General features: G+C 71.5%; 16 protein-coding genes. 9 read left to right on the forward strand and 7 right to left on the reverse strand.

The features are described from left to right. Nucleotides 1–25 precede the first annotated feature (25 nt). From VFA06_RS17440 to VFA06_RS17465, 6 genes are all read left to right on the forward strand, one after another. Nucleotides 26–139: a phospholipase domain-containing protein gene (locus VFA06_RS17440; protein ID WP_324841712.1), complete on the forward strand. Its 114-nt coding sequence runs from the start codon at nucleotides 26–28 to the stop codon at nucleotides 137–139. Nucleotides 140–550: 411 nt separating this feature from the next. Further along, complete coding sequence (locus VFA06_RS17445; RefSeq protein ID WP_324841657.1) at nucleotides 551–1,528, forward strand: metal ABC transporter solute-binding protein, Zn/Mn family; 978 nt, start codon at nucleotides 551–553, stop codon at nucleotides 1,526–1,528. 100 nt (nucleotides 1,529–1,628) lie between these two features. Then, entirely contained in the window at nucleotides 1,629–2,576 is a 948-nt protein-coding gene (locus VFA06_RS17450; protein WP_324841658.1) for a metal ABC transporter ATP-binding protein, read from the forward strand. Next, nucleotides 2,566–3,492: a metal ABC transporter permease gene (locus VFA06_RS17455; protein ID WP_324841659.1), complete on the forward strand. Its 927-nt coding sequence runs from the start codon at nucleotides 2,566–2,568 to the stop codon at nucleotides 3,490–3,492. The genes VFA06_RS17450 and VFA06_RS17455 overlap by 11 nt, the downstream gene beginning before the upstream one ends. Next, nucleotides 3,489–4,337, forward strand: a complete 849-nt coding sequence (locus VFA06_RS17460) for a metal ABC transporter permease (protein WP_324841660.1) — start codon at nucleotides 3,489–3,491, stop codon at nucleotides 4,335–4,337. The genes VFA06_RS17455 and VFA06_RS17460 overlap by 4 nt, the downstream gene beginning before the upstream one ends. 57 nt (nucleotides 4,338–4,394) lie before the next feature. Beyond that, nucleotides 4,395–5,267: a hypothetical protein gene (locus tag VFA06_RS17465; protein WP_324841661.1), complete on the forward strand. Its 873-nt coding sequence runs from the start codon at nucleotides 4,395–4,397 to the stop codon at nucleotides 5,265–5,267. On the opposite strand, the gene VFA06_RS17470 is transcribed toward VFA06_RS17465, so the two are convergent. From VFA06_RS17470 to VFA06_RS17495, 6 genes are all read right to left on the reverse strand, one after another. Further along, nucleotides 5,257–6,135 (reverse strand): ABC transporter permease, encoded by an 879-nt coding sequence (locus tag VFA06_RS17470; protein ID WP_324841662.1) that lies wholly within the window; start codon nucleotides 6,133–6,135, stop codon nucleotides 5,257–5,259. The two genes, VFA06_RS17465 and VFA06_RS17470, sit on opposite strands and share 11 nt — an antisense overlap. Then, nucleotides 6,132–7,079 (reverse strand): ABC transporter ATP-binding protein, encoded by a 948-nt coding sequence (locus tag VFA06_RS17475; protein WP_324841663.1) that lies wholly within the window; start codon nucleotides 7,077–7,079, stop codon nucleotides 6,132–6,134. The genes VFA06_RS17470 and VFA06_RS17475 overlap by 4 nt, the downstream gene beginning before the upstream one ends. 1 nt (nucleotide 7,080) lies before the next feature. Next, nucleotides 7,081–8,319, reverse strand: a complete 1,239-nt coding sequence (locus tag VFA06_RS17480) for a hypothetical protein (RefSeq protein WP_324841664.1) — start codon at nucleotides 8,317–8,319, stop codon at nucleotides 7,081–7,083. 67 nt (nucleotides 8,320–8,386) lie between these two features. Beyond that, nucleotides 8,387–11,782, reverse strand: coding sequence for a BTAD domain-containing putative transcriptional regulator (locus VFA06_RS17485; protein ID WP_324841666.1), 3,396 nt, complete (start codon nucleotides 11,780–11,782; stop codon nucleotides 8,387–8,389). A gap of 94 nt (nucleotides 11,783–11,876) precedes the next feature. Then, a complete protein-coding gene (locus VFA06_RS17490) occupies nucleotides 11,877–12,734 on the reverse strand; it encodes a MurR/RpiR family transcriptional regulator (RefSeq protein WP_324841667.1) in 858 nt (285 codons plus the stop codon). Nucleotides 12,735–12,744: 10 nt separating this feature from the next. After that, on the reverse strand, nucleotides 12,745–14,142 hold the full coding sequence (locus VFA06_RS17495; protein WP_324841668.1) for a glutamine synthetase family protein: 1,398 nt from the start codon (nucleotides 14,140–14,142) through the stop codon (nucleotides 12,745–12,747). Between the two features lie 204 nt (nucleotides 14,143–14,346). Here VFA06_RS17495 and VFA06_RS17500 point away from each other — a divergent pair, with 204 nt between their 5' ends. From VFA06_RS17500 to VFA06_RS17510, 3 genes are read left to right on the forward strand one after another with little or no spacing between them, the layout of a single operon-like run. After that, a complete protein-coding gene (locus tag VFA06_RS17500) occupies nucleotides 14,347–15,867 on the forward strand; it encodes an APC family permease (protein WP_324841669.1) in 1,521 nt (506 codons plus the stop codon). Further along, on the forward strand, nucleotides 15,864–17,033 hold the full coding sequence (locus tag VFA06_RS17505) for an amidohydrolase family protein (protein WP_349260228.1): 1,170 nt from the start codon (nucleotides 15,864–15,866) through the stop codon (nucleotides 17,031–17,033). The genes VFA06_RS17500 and VFA06_RS17505 overlap by 4 nt, the downstream gene beginning before the upstream one ends. Further along, nucleotides 17,030–17,506: a type II toxin-antitoxin system PemK/MazF family toxin gene (locus VFA06_RS17510; protein WP_324841671.1), complete on the forward strand. Its 477-nt coding sequence runs from the start codon at nucleotides 17,030–17,032 to the stop codon at nucleotides 17,504–17,506. Before VFA06_RS17505 ends, VFA06_RS17510 begins: the two co-directional genes overlap by 4 nt. A gap of 88 nt (nucleotides 17,507–17,594) precedes the next feature. Here the strand turns inward: VFA06_RS17510 and VFA06_RS17515 are convergent, their stop codons facing one another. Beyond that, nucleotides 17,595–19,289 (reverse strand): serine/threonine-protein kinase, encoded by a 1,695-nt coding sequence (locus VFA06_RS17515; protein WP_324841672.1) that lies wholly within the window; start codon nucleotides 19,287–19,289, stop codon nucleotides 17,595–17,597. Nucleotides 19,290–19,327 lie beyond the last annotated feature (38 nt).

The raw sequence follows: 19,327 nt of genomic DNA on the forward strand, positions 1-19,327 counted from the left end.
GCACGAGACGCTGCGCTTCGACCCGCTGCGGACGGCGCACGGCTGGTACGACCTGTCGGTGACCATCTCGGCCGACCCGGCGTACGTGCGGCGCTTCGCCGGTCACATCGAGAACGGCAAGGCGAGCGTCACCGGCTGACCAGCGGGCGTACGCACGGGGCGAGAGAGGGAAGGAGACAGGCGGGGCCGCGCTGGCGGTCCCGCCTGGAACCGAGCCAGCTGGCCTATAGCCGGACGCACCGAGTCGGCCCCGCCGAAGGATCTGCTCACGGCAATCCGACCGCCGGCCGACCGCCGATGCGTCCAGACGGATTACCCCGAGCGGAGCCACCGGGCGAGTCCTCCCCGCCTCCGTCTCACACTTTGAGCCTATCCCCGCGTAACAACCCGGCCTCGGACAGAACCGGAGGCCGGGTTGTTCCGTTAGTCCCTCATGCGTCAAGGGCCGGGCCACGGAACCCGTGATCACCCGCCTTGCCTAATCGGAATGGTTTTCATAAGCTAAGCCCAGCTTTTGAAAACGATGTTCATCTTCACCGAGGGGGCCGTCATGGTCCGTGCCCACAGCGGGCGCTCGCACGTCGCCACCGCCGCCAAGTCCGCCGCGGTCGCGGCGACGGCTGCGACGGCGCTGCTGCTGACGTCCGGCTGCGCGACCACGGCCCCGGGGCAAGTCGCCGCCGACGTCTCCGGGGCGGGCTCAGGCCGCACGATCACGGTCGTGGCCGCCGAGAACTTCTGGGGGTCGATCGCGGCGCAGCTCGGCGGCTCGCACGTGACCGAGACCTCGATCATCACCAACCCGGACACCGACCCGCACGACTACGAGGCCACCCCCGCCGACGCGCGCACGATCAGCGCCGCGCAGGTCTTCATCCAGAACGGCCTCGGCTACGACTCCTCCTGGGCCCCGAAGCTGGTCGCGGCCAACCCGAACGCGAACCGCACCGTGCTCACGGTCGGCGACATCGTGGGCCTCAAGGACGGCGACAACCCGCACCAGTGGTACGCGAAGTCCAGCGTGTACCAGGTGATCGACGCGATCACCGCCGCCTACCAGAAGGCCGACCCCGCGGACGCCGGCTACTTCGCCGCGCAGAAGAGCCGATTCGAGCTGACCACGCTGGCCCCGTACAACCAGCTGATCAGCGACATCCGCGACCGGTACGCCGGTACGCCGATCGGCGCCTCCGAGTCGATCGTCTCAGGGCTCGCCGACACCCTCGGGCTCAAGATGTTGACGCCCGCCACGTTCCTGCGCGACATCAGCGAGGGCAACGACCCGACCGCGGCCGACAAGACCCTGATCGACCGGCAGATCAAGAGCAAGGCGATCAAGGTCTACGTGTACAACTCGCAGAATGCGACGCCTGACATCGCGGCGCAGGTCGCCGAGGCCAAGGCGGAGGGAATCCCGGTGACCACGGTGACCGAGACCCTCTTCCCCTCGGGCGACACCTTCCAGCAGTGGCAGCTGACCCAGTTGGAGGAGCTGGAGAGCGCGCTGGCCAGGGCGACCGGGCGGTGATGCAGCTGTGTTGGCGAAGAGTGCAGTGACGAAGAGCGCAGGGACGAAGAGCACGGGGACGAAGGGCGCAGTGACGAAGGGCGCGGTGATGAGGACCGTCATGACGAAGAGCCCGGCCCCGGCGAAGGACGTGACCGCGATGAGCGTGGACCCGGAGACAGTCAGCGCGGGAGCGGAAGCAGGCGCGGTCATCGCGCTGCGCGGAGCGGCGGCGACCGTCGGCGGGCGCACGCTGTGGAGCGGCGTGGACCTGACCGTGCGCAGCGGCGAGTTCGTGGCCGTACTCGGTCCGAACGGCGTCGGGAAGTCGACTCTTATCAAGGTTCTGCTGGGCACGCTTCCATCCGCGGCCGGCACCGTTTCCGTGCTCGGCCGGCGGCCGGGCGGCGCGGGCGAGCGGATCGGTTACCTGCCGCAGCGGCGCAACTTCGACGCCTCGCTGCGCATCCGCGGGATCGACATCGTGCGCCTCGGCCTCGACGGCGACCGGTGGGGCATTCCGATTCCCGGTGCCGCGCGATTCAGTGCCCAGCGGCGTGCGCAACAGGCGCGGGTGCGCGAGGTCATCGATCTGGTCGGCGCCTCGGCGTACGCGCATCGCCCGATCGGCGCGCTCTCCGGCGGTGAACAGCAGCGGCTGCTGATCGCGCAGGCCCTCGTGCGCCGCCCCGGGCTGCTGCTGCTCGACGAGCCGCTGGACTCGCTGGACCTGCCGAATCAGGCTTCTGTCGCGGCACTGATCCACCGCATCTGCCGGGAGGCGAACGTCGCGGTGGTCATGGTGGCGCACGACGTGAATCCGATCCTGCCCTACCTCGACCGGGTCGTGTACATCGCGTCCGGCGGCGCGGCCTGCGGAACTCCGCAGGAGGTCATCACCACCGAGACGCTGACCCGCCTCTACAGCACGCCGGTCGAGGTGCTGCGCACCTCCGACGGCCGCCTCGTGGTCGTCGGCGGGCCGGAAGCGCCCGCGCTGCACACCGATCGGCACGCCCACGCGGATCAGCGTCCTGAGAGGCAAGGAGCCGACCGCCATGCCGGGTAATCCCGCGTGGTCGCTCTCCTGGAACGTGGTTCGCGACATCCAGGAGATGTGGTCGCTGCCGTCGATGGTGAACGCGTACCGGGCCGGAACGATCATCGCGGTGACGGCCGGAGTGGTCGGCTGGTTCATGGTGCTGCGCCGCCAGACCTTCGCCGGGCACACCATCTCGCTCGCCGGATTCCCGGGCGCGGCCGGCGCGGTGCTGCTCGGGGTCGCATCAGGGTACGGGTATTTCGGGTTCTGCGTCGCGGCCGCGCTCGTCATCGCGTACGGCACGCGGCCGGGAAACCGCGAGCCCGGCAACGAATCCGCGCTGACCGGCGTCGTGCAGGCCTTCGCGCTCGCCTGCGGGATGCTGTTCGTCTCGCTCTACGGCGGATTCCTGAACCAGGTCGACAACCTGCTGTTCGGCAACATCCTCGGGATCACCGACGGCGACGTGATCGTGCTCGCGGCGGTGGCCGTGGCGGTTCTCGGTGCGATGGCGGCGATCGGCCGGCCGCTGCTGTTCGCCTCGGTGGACCCGGACGTCGCGCGGGCGCGCGGGGTGCCGGTGCGGTTGCTCGGCGCGCTGTTCCTGGTCCTGCTCGGCGCCGCGACGGCCGAGGTCTCCCAGATCACCGGCTCGCTGCTGGTCTTCGCGCTGCTGGTGATGCCCGCGGCGACCGCGCAGATCATCACCGCGCGCCCCGGTCTCAGCCTGCTGCTGACCGTGCTGATCGGCCTCGTGGTGTCCTGGGTCGGGTTCGCGTTCGCGTACTTCACGAGCTACCCGATCGGCTTCTACATCACGACCTTCGCGTTCGGGGCGTACGTCCTGGCGTATCTCGTGCGCGGCGCCGGACCGGCGTTGGCGGCGCGGGTTTCGCGGCCGCGGTCGAGCCCTGACCCGGCAAAGGCGGTGGGCGCGGCATGAGCCTGTTCGATCATCCCTTCATGGTCAGCGCGCTGCTGGCCGGGACCGGCATCGCGCTGGCCTGCGGCCTGGTCGGGTACTTCCTGGTGCTGCGGGCCCAGGTGTTCACCGGCGACGCGCTCTCGCACGTGGCCTTCACCGGCGCACTGGCGGCCCTCGCCTTCGGCATCGAGCTGCGGCTCGGCCTGTTCGCGGCGACGATCCTCATCGCGCTGCTGCTGGGCGCTCTCGGCAAGCGCGGTCGCGCGGACGACGTGGTGATCGGCAGCGTGTTCGCGTGGGTGCTCGGCCTTGGCGTGTTCTTCATGACCCTCTACACGACGAACCGTTCGGGCGGCGGCACCGGGAATGCGACGACGAGCGTGCTGTTCGGCTCTATCATCGGCATCTCGGACGGCCAGGCGCGCGTCGCGCTGCTGATCGGGCTCGGGGTGTTCGTCGCGATCGTGGCGATCGCCAGGCCGCTGCTGTTCGCCACCGTGGACGGGGCGGTCGCGGCGGCGCGCGGGGTGCCGGTGCGGCTGCTCGGTTTCGGCTTCCTGGCGCTGGTCGGGGTGACGACCGCGGAGGCGACGCAGGCGGTCGGCGCGCTGCTGCTGCTCGGGCTGCTGGCTGGTCCGGCGGGCGCGGCGCTCGCGCTGACGGATCGGCCGTATCTGGGCATGGCGCTCTCGGTGGGGCTCGCGTTGGGCTCGGTGTGGGGCGGGCTGCTGTTGGCGTACTACGCGCCCAAGCTGCCGGCCAGCTTCGCGATCACCGCGGTGGTCACGGTCGTGTACGCGGCCGCCGTTATGTACGGTCGAGTGCGCTCAGGCCGGGACCGGGTAGCGGTAACCGCCGCGTAAGGAGTTGCGGAGCGCACTGAGCGTCGCAGCCGGTTGCGGGCCCCTATCGTGAACAGCGTGGCACGGATAAGACCGGCACGGCGATTGACCAGCACCGCGCTGGGCCGGCGGCTCGGCGCGCTCAGCCCGCGGCGGCGCTGGTTCCTCGGGGTCTCGGTCGCGGCCGTCGTGGTCCTCGTTGGCGCGCTGGCCGGTCCGGCGGTGATCTCCAGCCTCGACAGCAGCCAGCCCAGCGGCTACCCCGCGCAGGACCGGCCCGGGACCGTGCTGCTGGTGCCCGGCTACGGCGGCGGGACCGGCTCACTCGACGTGCTGGCCGCGGGGATCCGCGCGGCCGGGCGGCAGGCGGTGGTCGTGCAGTTGCCGGACGGCGGAGTCGGCGACCTGAGCCAGCAGGCCGCCGTCCTGGACGGCTATGTCGCGGACGCGCTCAAGAGCGGGCCCTCGGTGGACCTGATCGGCTACTCGGCCGGCGGCGTGGTGGTGCGGCTGTGGGTCGAGCAGCATGACGGCGCGGCGAAGGTACGGCGCGTCATCACGCTCGGCTCTCCGTTCCACGGCACGACGGTCGCCGCGGCCGGTGCCGCCGTGGGAGCGGGTACCGGCGCGTGCCCGGCCGCGTGCCAGCAGCTGATCCCCGGTAGCAGCCTGCTGACTGAACTGGACGCGGGCGCTCCGGCCGCCGGGCATCCGCCGTGGCTTTCAGTGTGGACGCAGCAGGATCAGACGGTCGTGCCGCCGACCTCGGCCGAGTTGCCGGACGCGGTGGACGTGTCGGTGCAGTCGGTGTGCGCTGGGGAGCAGGTCTCGCACAGCCAGCTGCCGACGGACGCGGCCGTGGTCGGGATGGTGTTGCAGGCGCTCGGCACCGCGCCGCTCGCCGCACCCGACCCGTCGCAGTGCTCTGCGTTGCGGGCGCTCAGCCGGTGACGTCCTTGGTGGAGAAGTTGGCCCAGGCCAAGCCGAGGAAGACCACGGCGTATATGGCCTGTATGCCGAATCCGCGTACGACGTTGTGCCAGAGGATCGGGTCGCGGAACAGGTCGATCCAGGCCAGCCAATAGTTCGTGGGCAGGTAGGGCTTGACCGAGCCGGCCGCGTCGAGGGTCGCCAGCACCTCGCTGGTGACCAGGACCGCGAGCGCGCCGAGGGCGGCGCCGAGCGCGGAGTCGGTCAGCGTGGACAGGAACAGCGCGATCGCCGCGACGCCGAGCATCGAGACCGAGATGTAGCCGATGCCGTAGGCCACCCGCAGGATCAGCTGACCGGTGCCGAGCGGCGTGCCGGACAGCGAGGTGGAGACGGTGCCGATGGACACTCCGGTGGTCGCGGAGGAGACCGCTCCGGAGCTCGAGGAGGCGGAGACCGGCTTGAGGCCGTTGCTGCCGAACGCGAGCACTCCGGTGATGTACGAGGTGACGGCGACCAGGATCACGGCGGTCACCACGAAGGACATGGTGCCGACCAGCTTCGCGGTCAGCAGCCGGGTGCGCGCGACCGGCCGGGTGAGCAGATAGCGCAGCATGCCGGTGCCGGACTCGCCGGCCACCCCGTCGCCGGAGAGCACGGCCACCGAGACGGGCAGGAACACCGGCAGCACGATCGCGAGCCCGGCGGCGGGATAGAGCGAACCGTCGGAGAGCACCGCAGAGAGGAACGCGGGCCCCTGGCCCGGGGCCGGCACCAGATTGGTCACCGAGATGAAGATCGCCACGATGATCGGCAGCGCGCACAACAGGATCAGGTTCATCCAGGTGCGCGGGCGGCGGATCAGCCGCAGCAGCTCGACGTGGATCACCGCGCCTCCTCCTCGGCCGACGTCATCTCATCCGGGCGCGCTTGGTCCACGCGGTCCGAACCCGCGCTGGTCGCCTCGACGACCAGGTCCTCAAGCGACCGGCGCTCACGTACGAGCTCTGCGACGCGCACGCCCGCGCCGACGAGCCGCGCGTTGAGCTGCGCCGGATCCGCGCCGCGCACGATCAGCCGGTCGCCGTCCCGGCCGAGCAGGGTTCCGTCGAGCAACGCCGTGGCGCGGTCGGCGTCGGGGGTGTGCAACAGGATGCGGTCAGTGGGGGCACGCAGCGCCGCCAGCTCGTCCTGGATCACCATCCGGCCGCGGTCGAGCACGCCGATGCGGGTGCACAGCTGCTCGACCTCGCCGAGCAGGTGGCTGGAGAGCAGGATCGTGGTGCCGCCCTGGTTCAGCTCGATCAGCAGGTCCCTGATTTCGCGGATGCCGCGCGGGTCGAGCCCGTTGGTCGGCTCGTCGAGGATCAGCAGCGTGGGCCGGCGCAGCAGCGCGGCGGCCAGGCCGAGGCGCTGGCGCATGCCCAGGGAGTAGGCGCGTACCGGGCGCCGGTCGACCCCGGCGAGACCGACCCGCTCGAGCGCCTCCTCGATCCGTGCGCGCCGGGTGCGCCGCTCGCCGCCGGGTCCCGCCGCGTCGATCAGGGCGAGGTTCGCGCGCCCGGACAGGTAGCTGTAGGACGCGGGGCCCTCGATCAGCGCCCCGATGCGCGGCAGCACCTGAGCGACGCGGCGCGGTACCGGGCAGCCGTCGATCTCGATCTGCCCGCTGGTCGCGAAGACCAGGCCGAGCAGCATCCGGATCAGCGTGGTCTTGCCGGAGCCGTTCGGCCCGAGCAGGCCGTAGCGGTCGCCTTCGCGCACGTCCAGATCGACCCGGTCCACCGCGAGGACCGCGCCGTAGCGCTTGGTGAGCTGCCGGGTCTCGATCACGTCAGGGGTTTCCTCCGGGGGCTGGGACGGGCACCGGGCGGCAGGCCGCGGGGATCTGGCCGGGCGGCAGCTGCCCCGGCGGCCGGCCCCGTAGCAGCGCCCGGCACTGGTCGAACTGCGTGTCCACGTCGGTGAGCAGGTCGGTCGCCGCCTTGGTCAGCAGTTCGGGGCCGGTGAGGCCGACCAGCAGGAAGATCCGGTCGAACCGGTCCGAGCGCACCAGCAACACGGACAGCAGCGGCGTGCGGATCAATCGTCCGGTGCCGTTCGGGAAAGTCACCGGGGCCGCGCCGGCCTGGGTGGCCGCGGACAGCGCGCTGTCGCCGATCCGGTCGCCGAGGAAGAGCACCGCGAAGGTGGCGAAGCCGGAGCCGTAGCCGGAGACGTCCGCGCCGTACCCGTCCAGCACCGGCTTGGCGGCCTGGCCGGCCAGCTGCGCGGGCAGCGGGAACCGGGCGCGGGTGTCGAGCAGGGAGTTGATGTCCGAGGAGTTGGCGGTCGCGACGGCGACGCCGTCGGGGACGGCGAACTGCGCGGCCGAGTCGGCGGGGCGGGCCGAGGAGAAGTCGAGGAAGCGGCTGGTGATCACCGGGGCGGAGGAGCCGCCGCCGTACACCTCTACGGCTACCGGAACGCCGGTGGCCGGGTCGGCCCACAGGTCGACGCGGGTGATGGTGGTGTCCGGGGAGACGGGCCGGATCTCCACGCCCGGCGCGGAGATCCCGGCCACGTCGCGCGCGGGCAGCGGGACGAGCTTGTCGCCGGCCGCCGCGGTGTGCAGCAGGCGCAGGGCGAGATGGGGCGGGGTGAGGTCGTCGGCGCGCGGCAGCCGGACCACCGGGTCGCCGAGGATCTGGGTGATCTGCCCGGTCTCGAAGTTCCAGGAGAGCGTGCCCACCTGGGTGCCGTAGGTGTCCTGCTCCCCGGTGTCGGTCAGGACGTCGGTGCGCCACTCGTCGGGGGCCGCGAACCAGGTGCGGATCTTGGTGGACCCGCTCAGCAGCGAGCTGATCGTGCCGAGCTGCGGCAGTTCGGGCAGGTTGAGCCGGCCGTCGGTCTCGACATAGCCCTGATATGGATGGTCGGCGGAGGCGAGCATGCGCGCCCGCAGCGCGTCGGGTGCGATGGCGGCGGTGTGCACCGGGAGCGCGGAGACGACGCTCGGCAGCGAGCACAGCACGGCGATCGCCACTCCGACGACGGCCCAGCGGCGGTACGTGTCGCGGCGGACAACGCTCACCCGGCCCACGATACGTCCGCAGTCTGAAGATGCGGCCGGTAACAGCATTACGGGATGAGGACAGCGATCAAGAACCTGATCGGTGCCGCACGGGCGCGGGCGCAGCGGTGGAGACGGGGGCGGGGAGGGCGACCGAGGGCACAAGATCGGGCCGGGCCTCGTGCACCAGATCCTGCACGCGGCGTGCTTGGCGTTCCAGGAGCCGCGATCCGCTTCGGTGCGCGAGGGCGAGCACGTCGTGCAGGCGCAGCAGCGCGTCGTCGGGCTGCCCGAGCCGCGCGTGGCTTTCCGCGAGGTCGAGCAGGACCTGCGTGCGCAACCGATCGTCGTCGAGTTCGGCCGCCGTGCGCAGGGCTTCCGCGTGATCATCGAACGCTGCTTGGGCGTCACCGAGGCGGGTGCGCACAGTGGCGCGGGTATTGCGCGCGGCGGCCGCGAACCGCAGGTCTCCGGCGCGGTCGGCGATCGCGAGGGCTTGTTCGCTCAGTTCGAGGGCGAGCGCGTAATCGCCCAGATCCCGGTGCGCCTCGGCCAGGATGCGCACCGTGTCGCCCTCGTTGCGCCGGTCGTCGGCGGCCTGATGCAGTTCCAGGGCCTCGTGCAGCAGCCGCAGCGGCTCGACGCGCGCGTCCAGTTCCGCGGCTTCGGTTGCGCCGCTTCCGCTCTCCCGCGCGCGGTCGTGCTCGCGGTGCCGGGCCCGTTCCAGGTGCGCGACGGCAAGGTTCGCGATCGTGACCGCTTCGCCCACCTTGCGGCCGCTGCGCCGATGCAGGGCCAGCGCGCGGGTGAGGCAGTCGACGGTTTCGTCGAGCCGGGCGGCGAGCCAGGAGGCGCGGGCGAGGTTGTTGAGCGCCACCGCCTCGCCGTCGATCCAGCCGGCCTGGCGGGCCAGTTCGGCGGCGCGGGCGTGGTGCGCCGCGGCGGCAGCTTGCGGTGCGCGCATGTTGTGCACCATGCCGAGGTTCAGCTCGGTCATCGCGCCGGCCATCACGTCGCCCGCGGCTGAAGCGGCGCGTCGTCCCGCCTCGGCGACGGCCTGCCAGTCGCGCGTGGAGCGGCCCATGACGAAGTAGCCGTTGAGAAGGGCGGCCAGCGTCCACGTGTCGGCGTGATTCCCTTGCTGCTCAAGGTGGGTGATCAACGCGACGAGGTTGGCGCACTCGTCATCGAGCCAGGAGAGCGCCGCGGCGCCGTCCCGGAACGGTCGAACCTGCTCGGTCTCCGGTGCGCCTGCGCGGTCCGGCAAGCGCAGCAAGTGCGGATACAGCAGGTCCGCCGCCGCGTTCAGGTGCGTTCGGTAGTGCCCTGATACGCGTGATAGCGCCGCCGAGCGCGTCGCCTCGTCCTCTTCCTCCCCGGCGAGTTCCACGGCCAGCAAGCGCAGCAGGTCGTGCATCGTGAAGCGGCCGGGCCGGTGCTCGTCGAGCAGATGATGATTCGCCAGCCGGTCGAGCAGCAGCCGGGCCCGCGCGAGCGGCAGGCCGGTGAGCGCTGCGGCGATCGGTGCGGTGAAGTCGGCGCCGGGCAGCAGCCCGGTGAGCCGGAACAGCCTGCGTTCGGCGGCGGGCAGCGCGTCGCAGGAGAGCGCGAAGTTGGCCCGCACGGCCGTGGCGGCGTCGCCGTCGATGGCGAGCGCGCCGAGCCGGTCGCCCTCGGACAGCGCGAAGACCTGGTCGGCGATGCGCCGGTTCGGCCGGCCGGCGAGGTTCGCGGCGGCGATGCGCAAGGCGAGGGGGAGGTGCGCGCACAGGCGGGCGAGTTCGACCGCCGCCTCAGGCTCGGCGGCGACGCGCCGGGAGCCGAGCATCCGCTCGAGCAGGGTGCCGGCCTCCTCGGGTTCGAGCGCGTCGAGTGAGAGCAGATGGGCGCCGTCGCGCGCCACCAGCCCCGCCATCCGCTCGCGGGCGGTGACCACGGCGAGCGAGCCGGCGCCGGTCGGCAGCAGCGGACGCACTTGGTCGGCGTCCGCGGCATTGTCCAGCACCACGAGCAGCCGCTTGCCAGAGGTCTGACTGCGATACAGGGCCGCAGCCTGCGCCTCATCCTGCGGTATCCGATCGGCCGGCGTGCCGAAAGCGAGGAGGAACCCGGACAGGGCGTCGATCGGCCGCAGCGGTCCTTCGACGCCGTGCCCGCGCAGGTTCACGAAGAGCTGGCCGTCGGGGAAGCGATCACGTACCCGGTGCGCCCAGTGCACCGCGAGCGCGGTCTTGCCGACGCCGCCCATTCCGACCACCGCGGCGATCGTGACCGGCTGCTGAGATCCGGGGTCTGACTCGGCGTGCCCGGTCGCGCGCAGGAAGCGCTCCAGCTGCCGAAGGCATTCGGACCGTCCGGCGAATCCGGCCACGTCGACCGGAAGCTGCGCGGGGACCGGCGCCGGTGAAGCGCCGCTCTGCGCGATTTCGCTTGGCATGCCGCTCGAAGCGACGGGAAGCTCTCCGCGCAGCACCCTGAGTTGCGCGGTCCTCAGTTCGGGGCCGGGGCTCACGCCGAGCTGTTCATCCAGCTGGCCCTTGACGGACTCGAACAGCGCGAGCGCCGCGGCCTGTTGTCCCGCACCGGCCAGCACCAGCATCAGCCGCGCGGCCAATCCCTCGTGTAAGGGCTCTTCCGCGTGCAGAACCCGCAGCGGACCGAGGACTTCGTCGTATCGCGCGACGCTCAACGCCGCGTCAGCCCACTGCTGTACGGCCGCGATCCGCTGTTGGGCGGCCCGAATCGCAGCGGGGTGCTCGCGCAGTCGGGAGTCGCAGCCGGCCAAGACCGGGCCGCGCCAGTGCGACAACGCCTCGCGATGCAGCTGCAGCGCTGACTCGGTCGCGCCGGCCTCCCACGCGTCCCCGGCCTGCCGCGCGAGCCCGGTGAACTGCACGAGGTCGCTCTGTTCGGACAGCAGGTCGAGCTGATAACCGCCCGCGACGCGTCGCAGAACACTGGCTGACTCGCCCGCTCCGCGCGCGGGTTCGAGCAGGCGGCGCGCCTGCGCGATATAGGTGTGCACGAGTTGAAGGCAGGTGCGCGGCGGATCGTCGGGCCAGAGCAGATCGACGATCTCGTCCGCGCCGACGGGCTGCCGCTGCTGAACCGCGAGCAGGCCGATCAAGCTGCGCTGCATCGCCGAGGTGACCTCGACCGTGCTCGCTCCTCGCCGCACGGTCAGCGGCCCGAGCACGTCGACCCGCAGCGCGAGCCCGGGGCCGGTTTCGTCAGGGGCCGTATTCGTCGTGCCCGCGAGCAGTCCGTCCAGCTCGACGCCCGAAAGGCCGAGCGCGACCGCCAATCGGTGGATCGACGCGGCCTGCGGACGGCTGAACGTGCCGTTCTCGATGTTGCGCAGTGTCCGCACGCTGATTCCGGCGCGCGCGGCGAGCTCGCCCTGGCCAAGCCCGGCGCGAAGTCGCAGCCGGCGCAGCGACTCGCCGGCGGTGGCGGCGACATAAGGCGTCTTCGACTCGCCCACCACCCCGCCCCTCTCAGCCGGATCCGAGCCGTGCTGTGATTCTTGCACCGTGCTCGGGCTCTGACACGAGGGGTCCGCGGTTCGTAACCTCCGGTCAGCCGTGCAGGGCCGCGGAGCCGAGCCGTTCGTATCCGGCCAGCCTCGCGCGCGCCGCCTTGCCGCCGCGCTCGGCCGCGCCGGCCACCAGGGTCTCGACGAGGGCGAAGGGCGCGGCGAGGCTGATGAAGGGCGCGAGGCCGTCGAGCGAGGTGGTCAGCAGCACGGTGGCGGCCGCGGCCGCCGGGCTCAAGTACGGGTCCGTGCACACCACGAGGCGGGCACCGCGCGCCGCCGCGTCCCGGCCGAACTCGACGGTGTCGCGCTGGTAGCGGCGATAGTCGAACAGGACCACGGTGGAGCGCGGCCCGAGGTCGAGCAGGCCGCGGTTGCGCTCGCCGGGCTCCGGCGGCAGATGGCGCACTGCGGGCCGCAGCAGCGAGAGGAAGCTGGAGAGGTGGGCGGCGAGCGTCCAGGAGAACCTGCCGCCGGTCACCACCACCTCGCGGCCCTGGTCGGTGAGCAGGTCCACCGCGTGATCCAACTCCACCGGGTCGAGCGCGTGCAGGCTCTCCTGCACCGCCCGGCCGATCGAGCGCTCGGCCCGGGCCGGGAGCGGATCGGCGTGCCGCGCGGCCCTCGGGCCGTCGGGGTAGGCGTGCAGCGGGCCGGTCGTGCGCGCGGACAGCTCTCCGCGCAGCGCGTCCTGCAGGTTCGGGTAGCCGGTGAACCCGAGCTTTGCGACGAGCCGGACCACGGTGGGCGGGCTGACCCCGGCCTCCTGCGCGAGCCGGGCCACGGATTGCAGCCCGGCCGCCGGATAGTCGCCGAGCAGGATCTGCACCACGCGCCGTTCGGCGGGGGTGAGCTCGGCCCGCCGGGCGCGCAGCAGGTCCGCCACGCTTCCCGCGTTCACGGCCGCGACCTCAGTGTCGCCAGCGGGTTCGCGCCACGATCTGTTCCGGTTCCGCGCCCTCGAACAGCTTGATCTCGGCGCGGCGCACGGTGGCGATCGTATCGACGAACTCGGGCCCGAACGCCTCGGCGAACACCTCGTCCGCCTCGAACGCCGCGACCGCGCCCGCCAGCTCGGACGGCAGGGGCCTGATGTCGCGCCGCTCGGCCTCGTCCGCAGGGAGCGTCGCCGGGTCGACCTCGACCGGCTCCGGCAGCTTCGCGCCGGAGGCCAGGCCGGCCCGGCCCGCGGCGAGCAGCCCGGCGATCAGCAGGTAGGGGTTGGCGGCCGCGTCGAAGCTCTTGATCTCCAGGTTCGCCGCGCTCGCGCCGTCGCCGGTCGAGCCGGTCACGAAGCGCAGCGCGGCCTCCCGGTTCTCCAGCCCCCAGCAGGCATAGGCGCCGGCCCAGTGCGACGGGATCAGCCGCAGGTAGCTGGCCACGGCCGGGGTGCCGAGGGCGAGCAGCGCGGGCAGGTGGGCGAGCAAGCCCCCTGCGAAGGCCTCGCCCGGCTCGGTCAGCCCGTAGCGGCCGCCGCCGCCGGACATCAGGTTCTCGCCGTCGCCGTTCCACAGGCTCAGGTGCACGTGCCCGCCGTTGCCCACTCCCCCGGCCAGCACCTTCGGCGAGAAGGTCGCGCGCAGCCCGGCCCGAGCGCTGATCGCCCGGATCGTCTCCCGCACCAGGATCAGCGTGTCGGCGGCGCCGACCGGATCCTGCGCGGCGACGGAGACCTCGTACTGTCCGGCGGCGTACTCGGGATGGATCTGGTCGACGGTCAAGCCCTGCGCCGTCAGGGCGTTCATCACGTCCCTGACGTAGTCGGACTGCTCGATGAGCCTGGCGAAGCCGTAGGCGGGCCCGGCGCACGCGGGCACGAACTCGTCGCCGAGGCCGACCGAGACGCACCACTCGACCTCGAAGGCCGCGCGCACCGAGTACCCCTGCGCGGCCAGCCGCTCCACTTCGCGCTTGGCGAGGCTGCGCTGGTCGATCGGGTGCACGGTGCCGTCCTGCCGGAACCGGTCCGCGGGCGCCCAGGCCCAGCCCGGCTGGGCGACGAGCGGGGTGAGCCGGTCAAGGTCGAGCATCAGGCGCAGGTCGCCGACGGCGCCGCCGGCGTATTTGGCGACCGCCGCGGAGTCGTCGAGCAGGAACGTGTCGAAGCACGGCGATACGCCGATCCCCCAGGCGGCCGCGCGCTCAAGCTTCGCCAGCGGGACGGCCTTGACCCGGGTGATGCCGCTGTTGTCGACCCAGGTGACGGCTACGCCGCTGACCCCGCGCTCGGCCAGGTCGGCGGCGATCCCGCGCGCCTTGGCCGCGCGCTCTTCGCGTTCCGCCTGCTCCACGATCCCCCACCGGCTCATCGCTCATCCCTTCGCCGAACGGTCCTGCGGACGCCTAGTCTGCCCGATCGCGCAGCACCGGGTGAGACCACCACAGCTGACGGAGTGATTACAGCCGTGCCTTCGCAAGAATTGTTTGTTACAGATGCCATTCCCTACTTACCAGTCGTTACATCACGCGTCACACTGACCGCAAGTGCACCCGACTGGAGTGAGGAGTCGCATATGCCGACCCAGATCCAGCAGCCCGCGCCCGCAGCCGGCCTGCGTCGCACGCTCAACGTGTGGCAGGCGGTCGGGCTGTCGGTAGCGCTGATGGCGCCGAGCATGGCTTCTAATATCAACCCGCAGGCAAGCGTCCCGTCGGTCGGCCGGGCCGTGCCGCTGGCATTCCTGCTCGCCGCGGTCGGCGTACTGCTGGTCGCTTACGTGTTCGTACGGCTGTGCCAGTACTTCAACCATTCCGGATCGGTATACGCCTTCGTCGGGGCGACCCTCGGCCCGCGTGCCGGAGTGGTGGCCGGCTGGGGCCTGATGGGCACCTACATCTTCTACGGCGTGACCACCTCGTCGGTGGTCGGCATCTTCGGCACGGACTTCCTGCAGAGCATCCACGTGTGGGACAACCCGCCGGTGCTCGCGCCCTACATCCTCACCGCGGTCGCGCTGGTGCTGTGCTGGCTGCTCACCGTCGTGCCGGTGCGGCGCGGCACGAACATCCTGCTCACCGTCGAGGGCGCGACGGTCGCGTTGATCCTGGTCGTCTCGGCGGTGGTGCTGGTCAAGCTGCTGTCGCACAAGACGCCGGCCGGGCAGCACTTCACCATGAGCGTGTTCACGGTCCCGTCGGGCACCGGGATCTCCGCGGTCTTCCTGGGCATCGTCTTCGGGTTCCTCTCCTTCGCCGGCTTCGAAGCGGCCGCGACGCTCGGCGAGGAGGCCGCGCACCCGCACCGGGACATCCCGCGGGCGATCCTCGGCACGGCGATCTTCGGCGGGATCTTCTTCACCGTGGTGACCGCGATCGAGTCGATGGGCTTCGGCACCGACGCCAAGGGCGTTTCGGCCTTCGGCAACTCCTCCTCGCTGATCGGCGACCTCGGCAAGACCTACGTCGGCTCGTGGGTCGGCAACACGATCACGCTCGGCGCCATGATCAGCGCCTTCGGCTGCTGCCTTGCCTGCACGGTCGGGGGCGCGCGGCTGCTGTTCGCGCTCAACCGGGACGGCTTCGGCGACCGCGGCCTCGGCCGGGTCTCCGGCGTGGGCACGCCGGCGCGGGCGGGCAGCGTGGTGGCTGGCATCATGGCCCTGATCATCGGCGGCTCGATCGTGCTGTTCTCGGCTAACCCCGAGGACACCTTCGTCTGGGGCGGCACGATCGGCACGCTGATCCTCCTGGTGGCCTACATCCTGACCACGATCGGCGCAATCTATCTGTTCTTCATCCAGCGGAAGATGGCGGTGCCGACCTGGCAGATCGTCATACCGATTGCGGCGATCGTGCTGCTCGGCTACACGCTGTACCGCAACGTGAGCCCGTATCCATCCGGGGCTGCCGCCTGGCTTCCCGTGGTCTCCGGCAGTTGGCTGGTGATCGGCATCATCGCGGTCATCGCGGCCCCGGGAACGGCGCGGCGGATGGGCTTCCTGCTCACCGAGATGGAGGGCATCGCCGCGGCCAAGGCCTCCGAGCCCGCGCGCGCACCGGCCGATAGTGTCGTGCTGGAAGGTGGTGCGGGCTGAACGAAACCGAGCCCTCCGGGCTGATCGACCATCACTGCCACGGCGTCATCCGCCGCGACCTGGACCGAACCGGCTTCGAGCTGCTGCTCACCGAGGCCGGTTCCGTCGGGGCGCTCGGCGGCAGCGCCCTCGATTCGCAGATCGGCTTCGCGGTGCGGCGCTGGTGCGCTCCCCTGCTGGACCTTGCGCCGCACACGGGGGCCGATGTCTACCTTGAGCGTCGCGCCGAGCTCGGCCACGCGGAGGTCACCGCGCGTTTCCTCCAGGCGGCCGGACTCGACGCGCTGTGCGTGGACACCGGATTCGAGCCGGAGCCGCTGCTCTCGCCGCGACAGCTCGGCGAGGCGGCGGGCGCATCGTCATACGAAATCGTCCGCTTGGAGCAGGTCGCCGAGCAGACCGCGCCCACGACGACGGCCGCCGGATTCGCCGACGCGGTGCGGACCCGGCTGGCGCAGCGGGCACGAACGGCGGTCGGCTTCAAGTCCATCGCGGCCTATCGGCACGGGTTGCGGCTCGCGGGCGAACGGCCGAGCGACGCCGAGGTCCGGATCGCGACCGGTCAGTGGCTGGCGAGAGAGGAGAGCGCCGGCAAGGCGAGCGCGAACGGCGACGCGCGATCGCCACTGCGGCTCTCCGACGAGACGCTGCACCGCTTTCTGGTCTGGTGCGCGGTGGACCTCGGCCTTCCGGTCCAGTTCCACGTCGGCTACGGCGACGCGGACGTCAACCTCGACCGCTGCGACCCGCTGCTGCTCACCGACCTGCTGCGCGCGATCGAGCCGACCGGGGTTCCGGTGCTGCTGCTGCACAACTATCCCTTCCACCGGCAGGCCGGATTCCTGGCGCAGGTCTTCTCCAACGTCTTCCTGGACGTCGGCCTGGCCACGCACAACCTCGGCCGCGGCTCTCGCGTGCTGATCGCCGAGGCTCTCGAACTCGCCCCGTTCGGCAAGTTCCTGTACTCCTCCGACGCGTTCGGCCTGCCCGAGCTCTACTACCTCGGCGCGGTGCTGTTCCGGCGCGGGCTCGCGGAGTTCTTGGACGCGGGCATCGCAGCGGACGAATGGACCGCCGCCGACGCCGCCCGGGTGGCACGGCTGATCGGCTCGGAAAACGCGAAGCGCGTCTATCGGCTGACCCCCGCCGCTAGAGTGACCGCGTGACTGATCTGAGAACCGCTTACGGGCACGATCCGGCCGATCCGTTCGCCGACTCCCCCGGCCGCTTCGGCGCCACGGCGACCGTCGAGATCGAGCCCACGCGCGTCGGCAAGGTGCACACCACGTACGCGCCGAACCACGACGGCGACCCGGATCCGGGCGAGATCGTGTGGACCTGGGTTCCGTTCGAGGAGCACGACGGGCGCGGCAAGGACCGGCCGGTGCTGATCGTCGCGCGGGAGCACACCGGCAGCCTGCTCGCGGTGCAGCTGACCAGCAAGCGGCACGACGGCACGACGGACTTCGTCGACGTCGGCACGGGCCCGTGGGACCGCGAGGGGCGCGAGTCCTGGGTCAATTTGGAGCGCGTGGTGCGGGTCTACGAGGAGGGCATGCGGCGCGAGGCCTGCGCGATGCAGCGCCACTACTTCGACATGGTGGTCGAGCGGCTGCACGCCCGCTACGGCTGGAGCTGAGCGGGCTACTGCACGGTGCCGACTACTGCATGGTGCCGGCTACTGCACGGTGCCTACTACTGCAGTGTCGGCTACTGCACGGCGCCGGCTACTGCACAGTGCGGATGATGTTGCCCTTGAAATCGGTGAACATGTACCCGCCCTTGTCGTAGTCGTTCGAGATGTACACGCCGATGCCCGGGCCCTCACCGAAGAAGTTGCCTTCGATGATCAGGTACTCGCTCGTGGGGTTGGCGACCTTCAACCGCTGCTTGGCCTCGGTGAGCAGCGTCGGCAGCGCGTCCCAGTTGATCGCCCCGGGATCGAACGGCTTCTCGTCGGAGATCGTTCCTCCCGGGGAGTGATCCAACTGCCCGTCGCGGTAGGTGTACTCGTCGTATTCGATCGGATCGGCCGCGGTGAGCACCTGCGCGATGGCGTAGCCGGGGTAGACGTCGAGCTGGATGATCTTGCGGCTGCCGACCCGGTTTTTCAGCGCCCTGACGGCGGCGCGGGCACCAGCGGGAGTCAGCAGATTGACTTGAGTACCTTGATCGCCAGCGCCGGTTCCCTGATCCGTCGGCGACGCGGAGGTCGTCTGCGAGTTCGCGCCCGCGTTGCCGGCGGTCGACGGCGTGCCCGTGGCGTGCGAGCCCCCGCCGGTGGAGGCCGACGCGGACGAGTCGTGCAGTGTCCAGACCAAGGCCGCGGACAGGCCGATCACGGCAACACCGGTCACTGACGCGACGAACGTGCGGTTGCGGCGTCGGCGCTGCCCCTGAACCGAGCCTTGCGGCTGCCAGTGCTGCGGTGGGGCGTCGTGCGGCGACCACGATTGCCCAGCCGGCGGGAAGGAACCCGACGGGTAGGAACGCGGTGGGTATGAAGGCGGCGGATACGAATGCGGCGGGAACTGCTCGCCGTATCGCGGATCGGCGCCACTTCCGTTCCCACTGCCCGCCTCCCGCTGCACTGCGGCGAGAAGCTGGTCGAGGCGCGCGGCGTCGATTCGAGCCGCGGGATCGCGCACGAGCAGGGCCGCCAGGGGAGCCGTGAGCGGACCGGCGCGCTGGGGTTCCGGCAACGGAGCGTCGAGCACCGCGGCGATGGTCGCCAGCGTGGTCTCCCGGCGCAGCGGGTTTGCGCCCTCCACCGCGACGTACATGAGCATGCCGAGCGACCACAGGTCGGAGGCCGGGTCGCCCTCCTGGCCGCGAATGCGCTCGGGGGCGATGTACTCGGGCGAGCCGATCACCGTGCCGGTCGTGGTCAGCGCCGTGGCCTCGCGCAGGGCGGCGATGCCGAAGTCGGTCAGCACCGGCGTTCCGTCCGCGCGCAGCAGGACGTTGGCCGGCTTCACGTCGCGGTGCTGGATGCCCGCCTCGTGCGCCGCGCGCAGCGCCGCCAGAACGCCGCGGCCGATGCGCGCGGTCTCCGCGGGCGACAGCGGGGCGCGCTCGATCCGGCTGTCCAGCGACCCGCCGGACACCAGCTCCATGACGAGCCACGGGTACTGATGCTCCACCGAGTCGACGATGTGATAGATCGTCACCACATTGGGGTGGTGCAGCCGCGCGAGCGCGCGGGCCTCGCGCAGCACGCGCTCCCGTTGGACGTGCGCCGCGACCGGATCGTCGTCGAACACGGAGGCGCCGGCGGGCCGCACCTCCTTGAGCGCGACCTCGCGCTCAAGCGCCAAGTCCCGAGCGCGCCACACCAGCCCCATACCGCCGCCGCCGAGCCGTTCCAACAGCTCGAAGCGGCCGTCGATGAGGCCGCGGGCCGCCGACCCCCCAGCAGTCATGGCGGCACTATACGGGACCGGACGCCACGTGGCCCTTC

Source organism: Actinocrinis sp. (assembly GCF_035653575.1).
Lineage (GTDB): Bacteria > Actinomycetota > Actinomycetes > Streptomycetales > Catenulisporaceae > Actinocrinis.

Bases quoted from the DNA above. Each gene is read 5' to 3' on its own strand.
- VFA06_RS17445 (WP_324841657.1), top strand. From the start codon at position 551: ATGGTCCGTGCCCACAGCGGGCGCTCGCACGTCGCCACCGCCGCCAAG.
- VFA06_RS17450 (WP_324841658.1), top strand. From the start codon at position 1,629: ATGACGAAGAGCCCGGCCCCGGCGAAGGACGTGACCGCGATGAGCGTG.
- VFA06_RS17455 (WP_324841659.1), top strand. From the start codon at position 2,566: ATGCCGGGTAATCCCGCGTGGTCGCTCTCCTGGAACGTGGTTCGCGAC.
- VFA06_RS17460 (WP_324841660.1), top strand. From the start codon at position 3,489: ATGAGCCTGTTCGATCATCCCTTCATGGTCAGCGCGCTGCTGGCCGGG.
- VFA06_RS17495 (WP_324841668.1), bottom strand. From the start codon at position 14,142: ATGAGCCGGTGGGGGATCGTGGAGCAGGCGGAACGCGAAGAGCGCGCG.
- VFA06_RS17500 (WP_324841669.1), top strand. From the start codon at position 14,347: ATGCCGACCCAGATCCAGCAGCCCGCGCCCGCAGCCGGCCTGCGTCGC.
- VFA06_RS17515 (WP_324841672.1), bottom strand. From the start codon at position 19,289: ATGACTGCTGGGGGGTCGGCGGCCCGCGGCCTCATCGACGGCCGCTTC.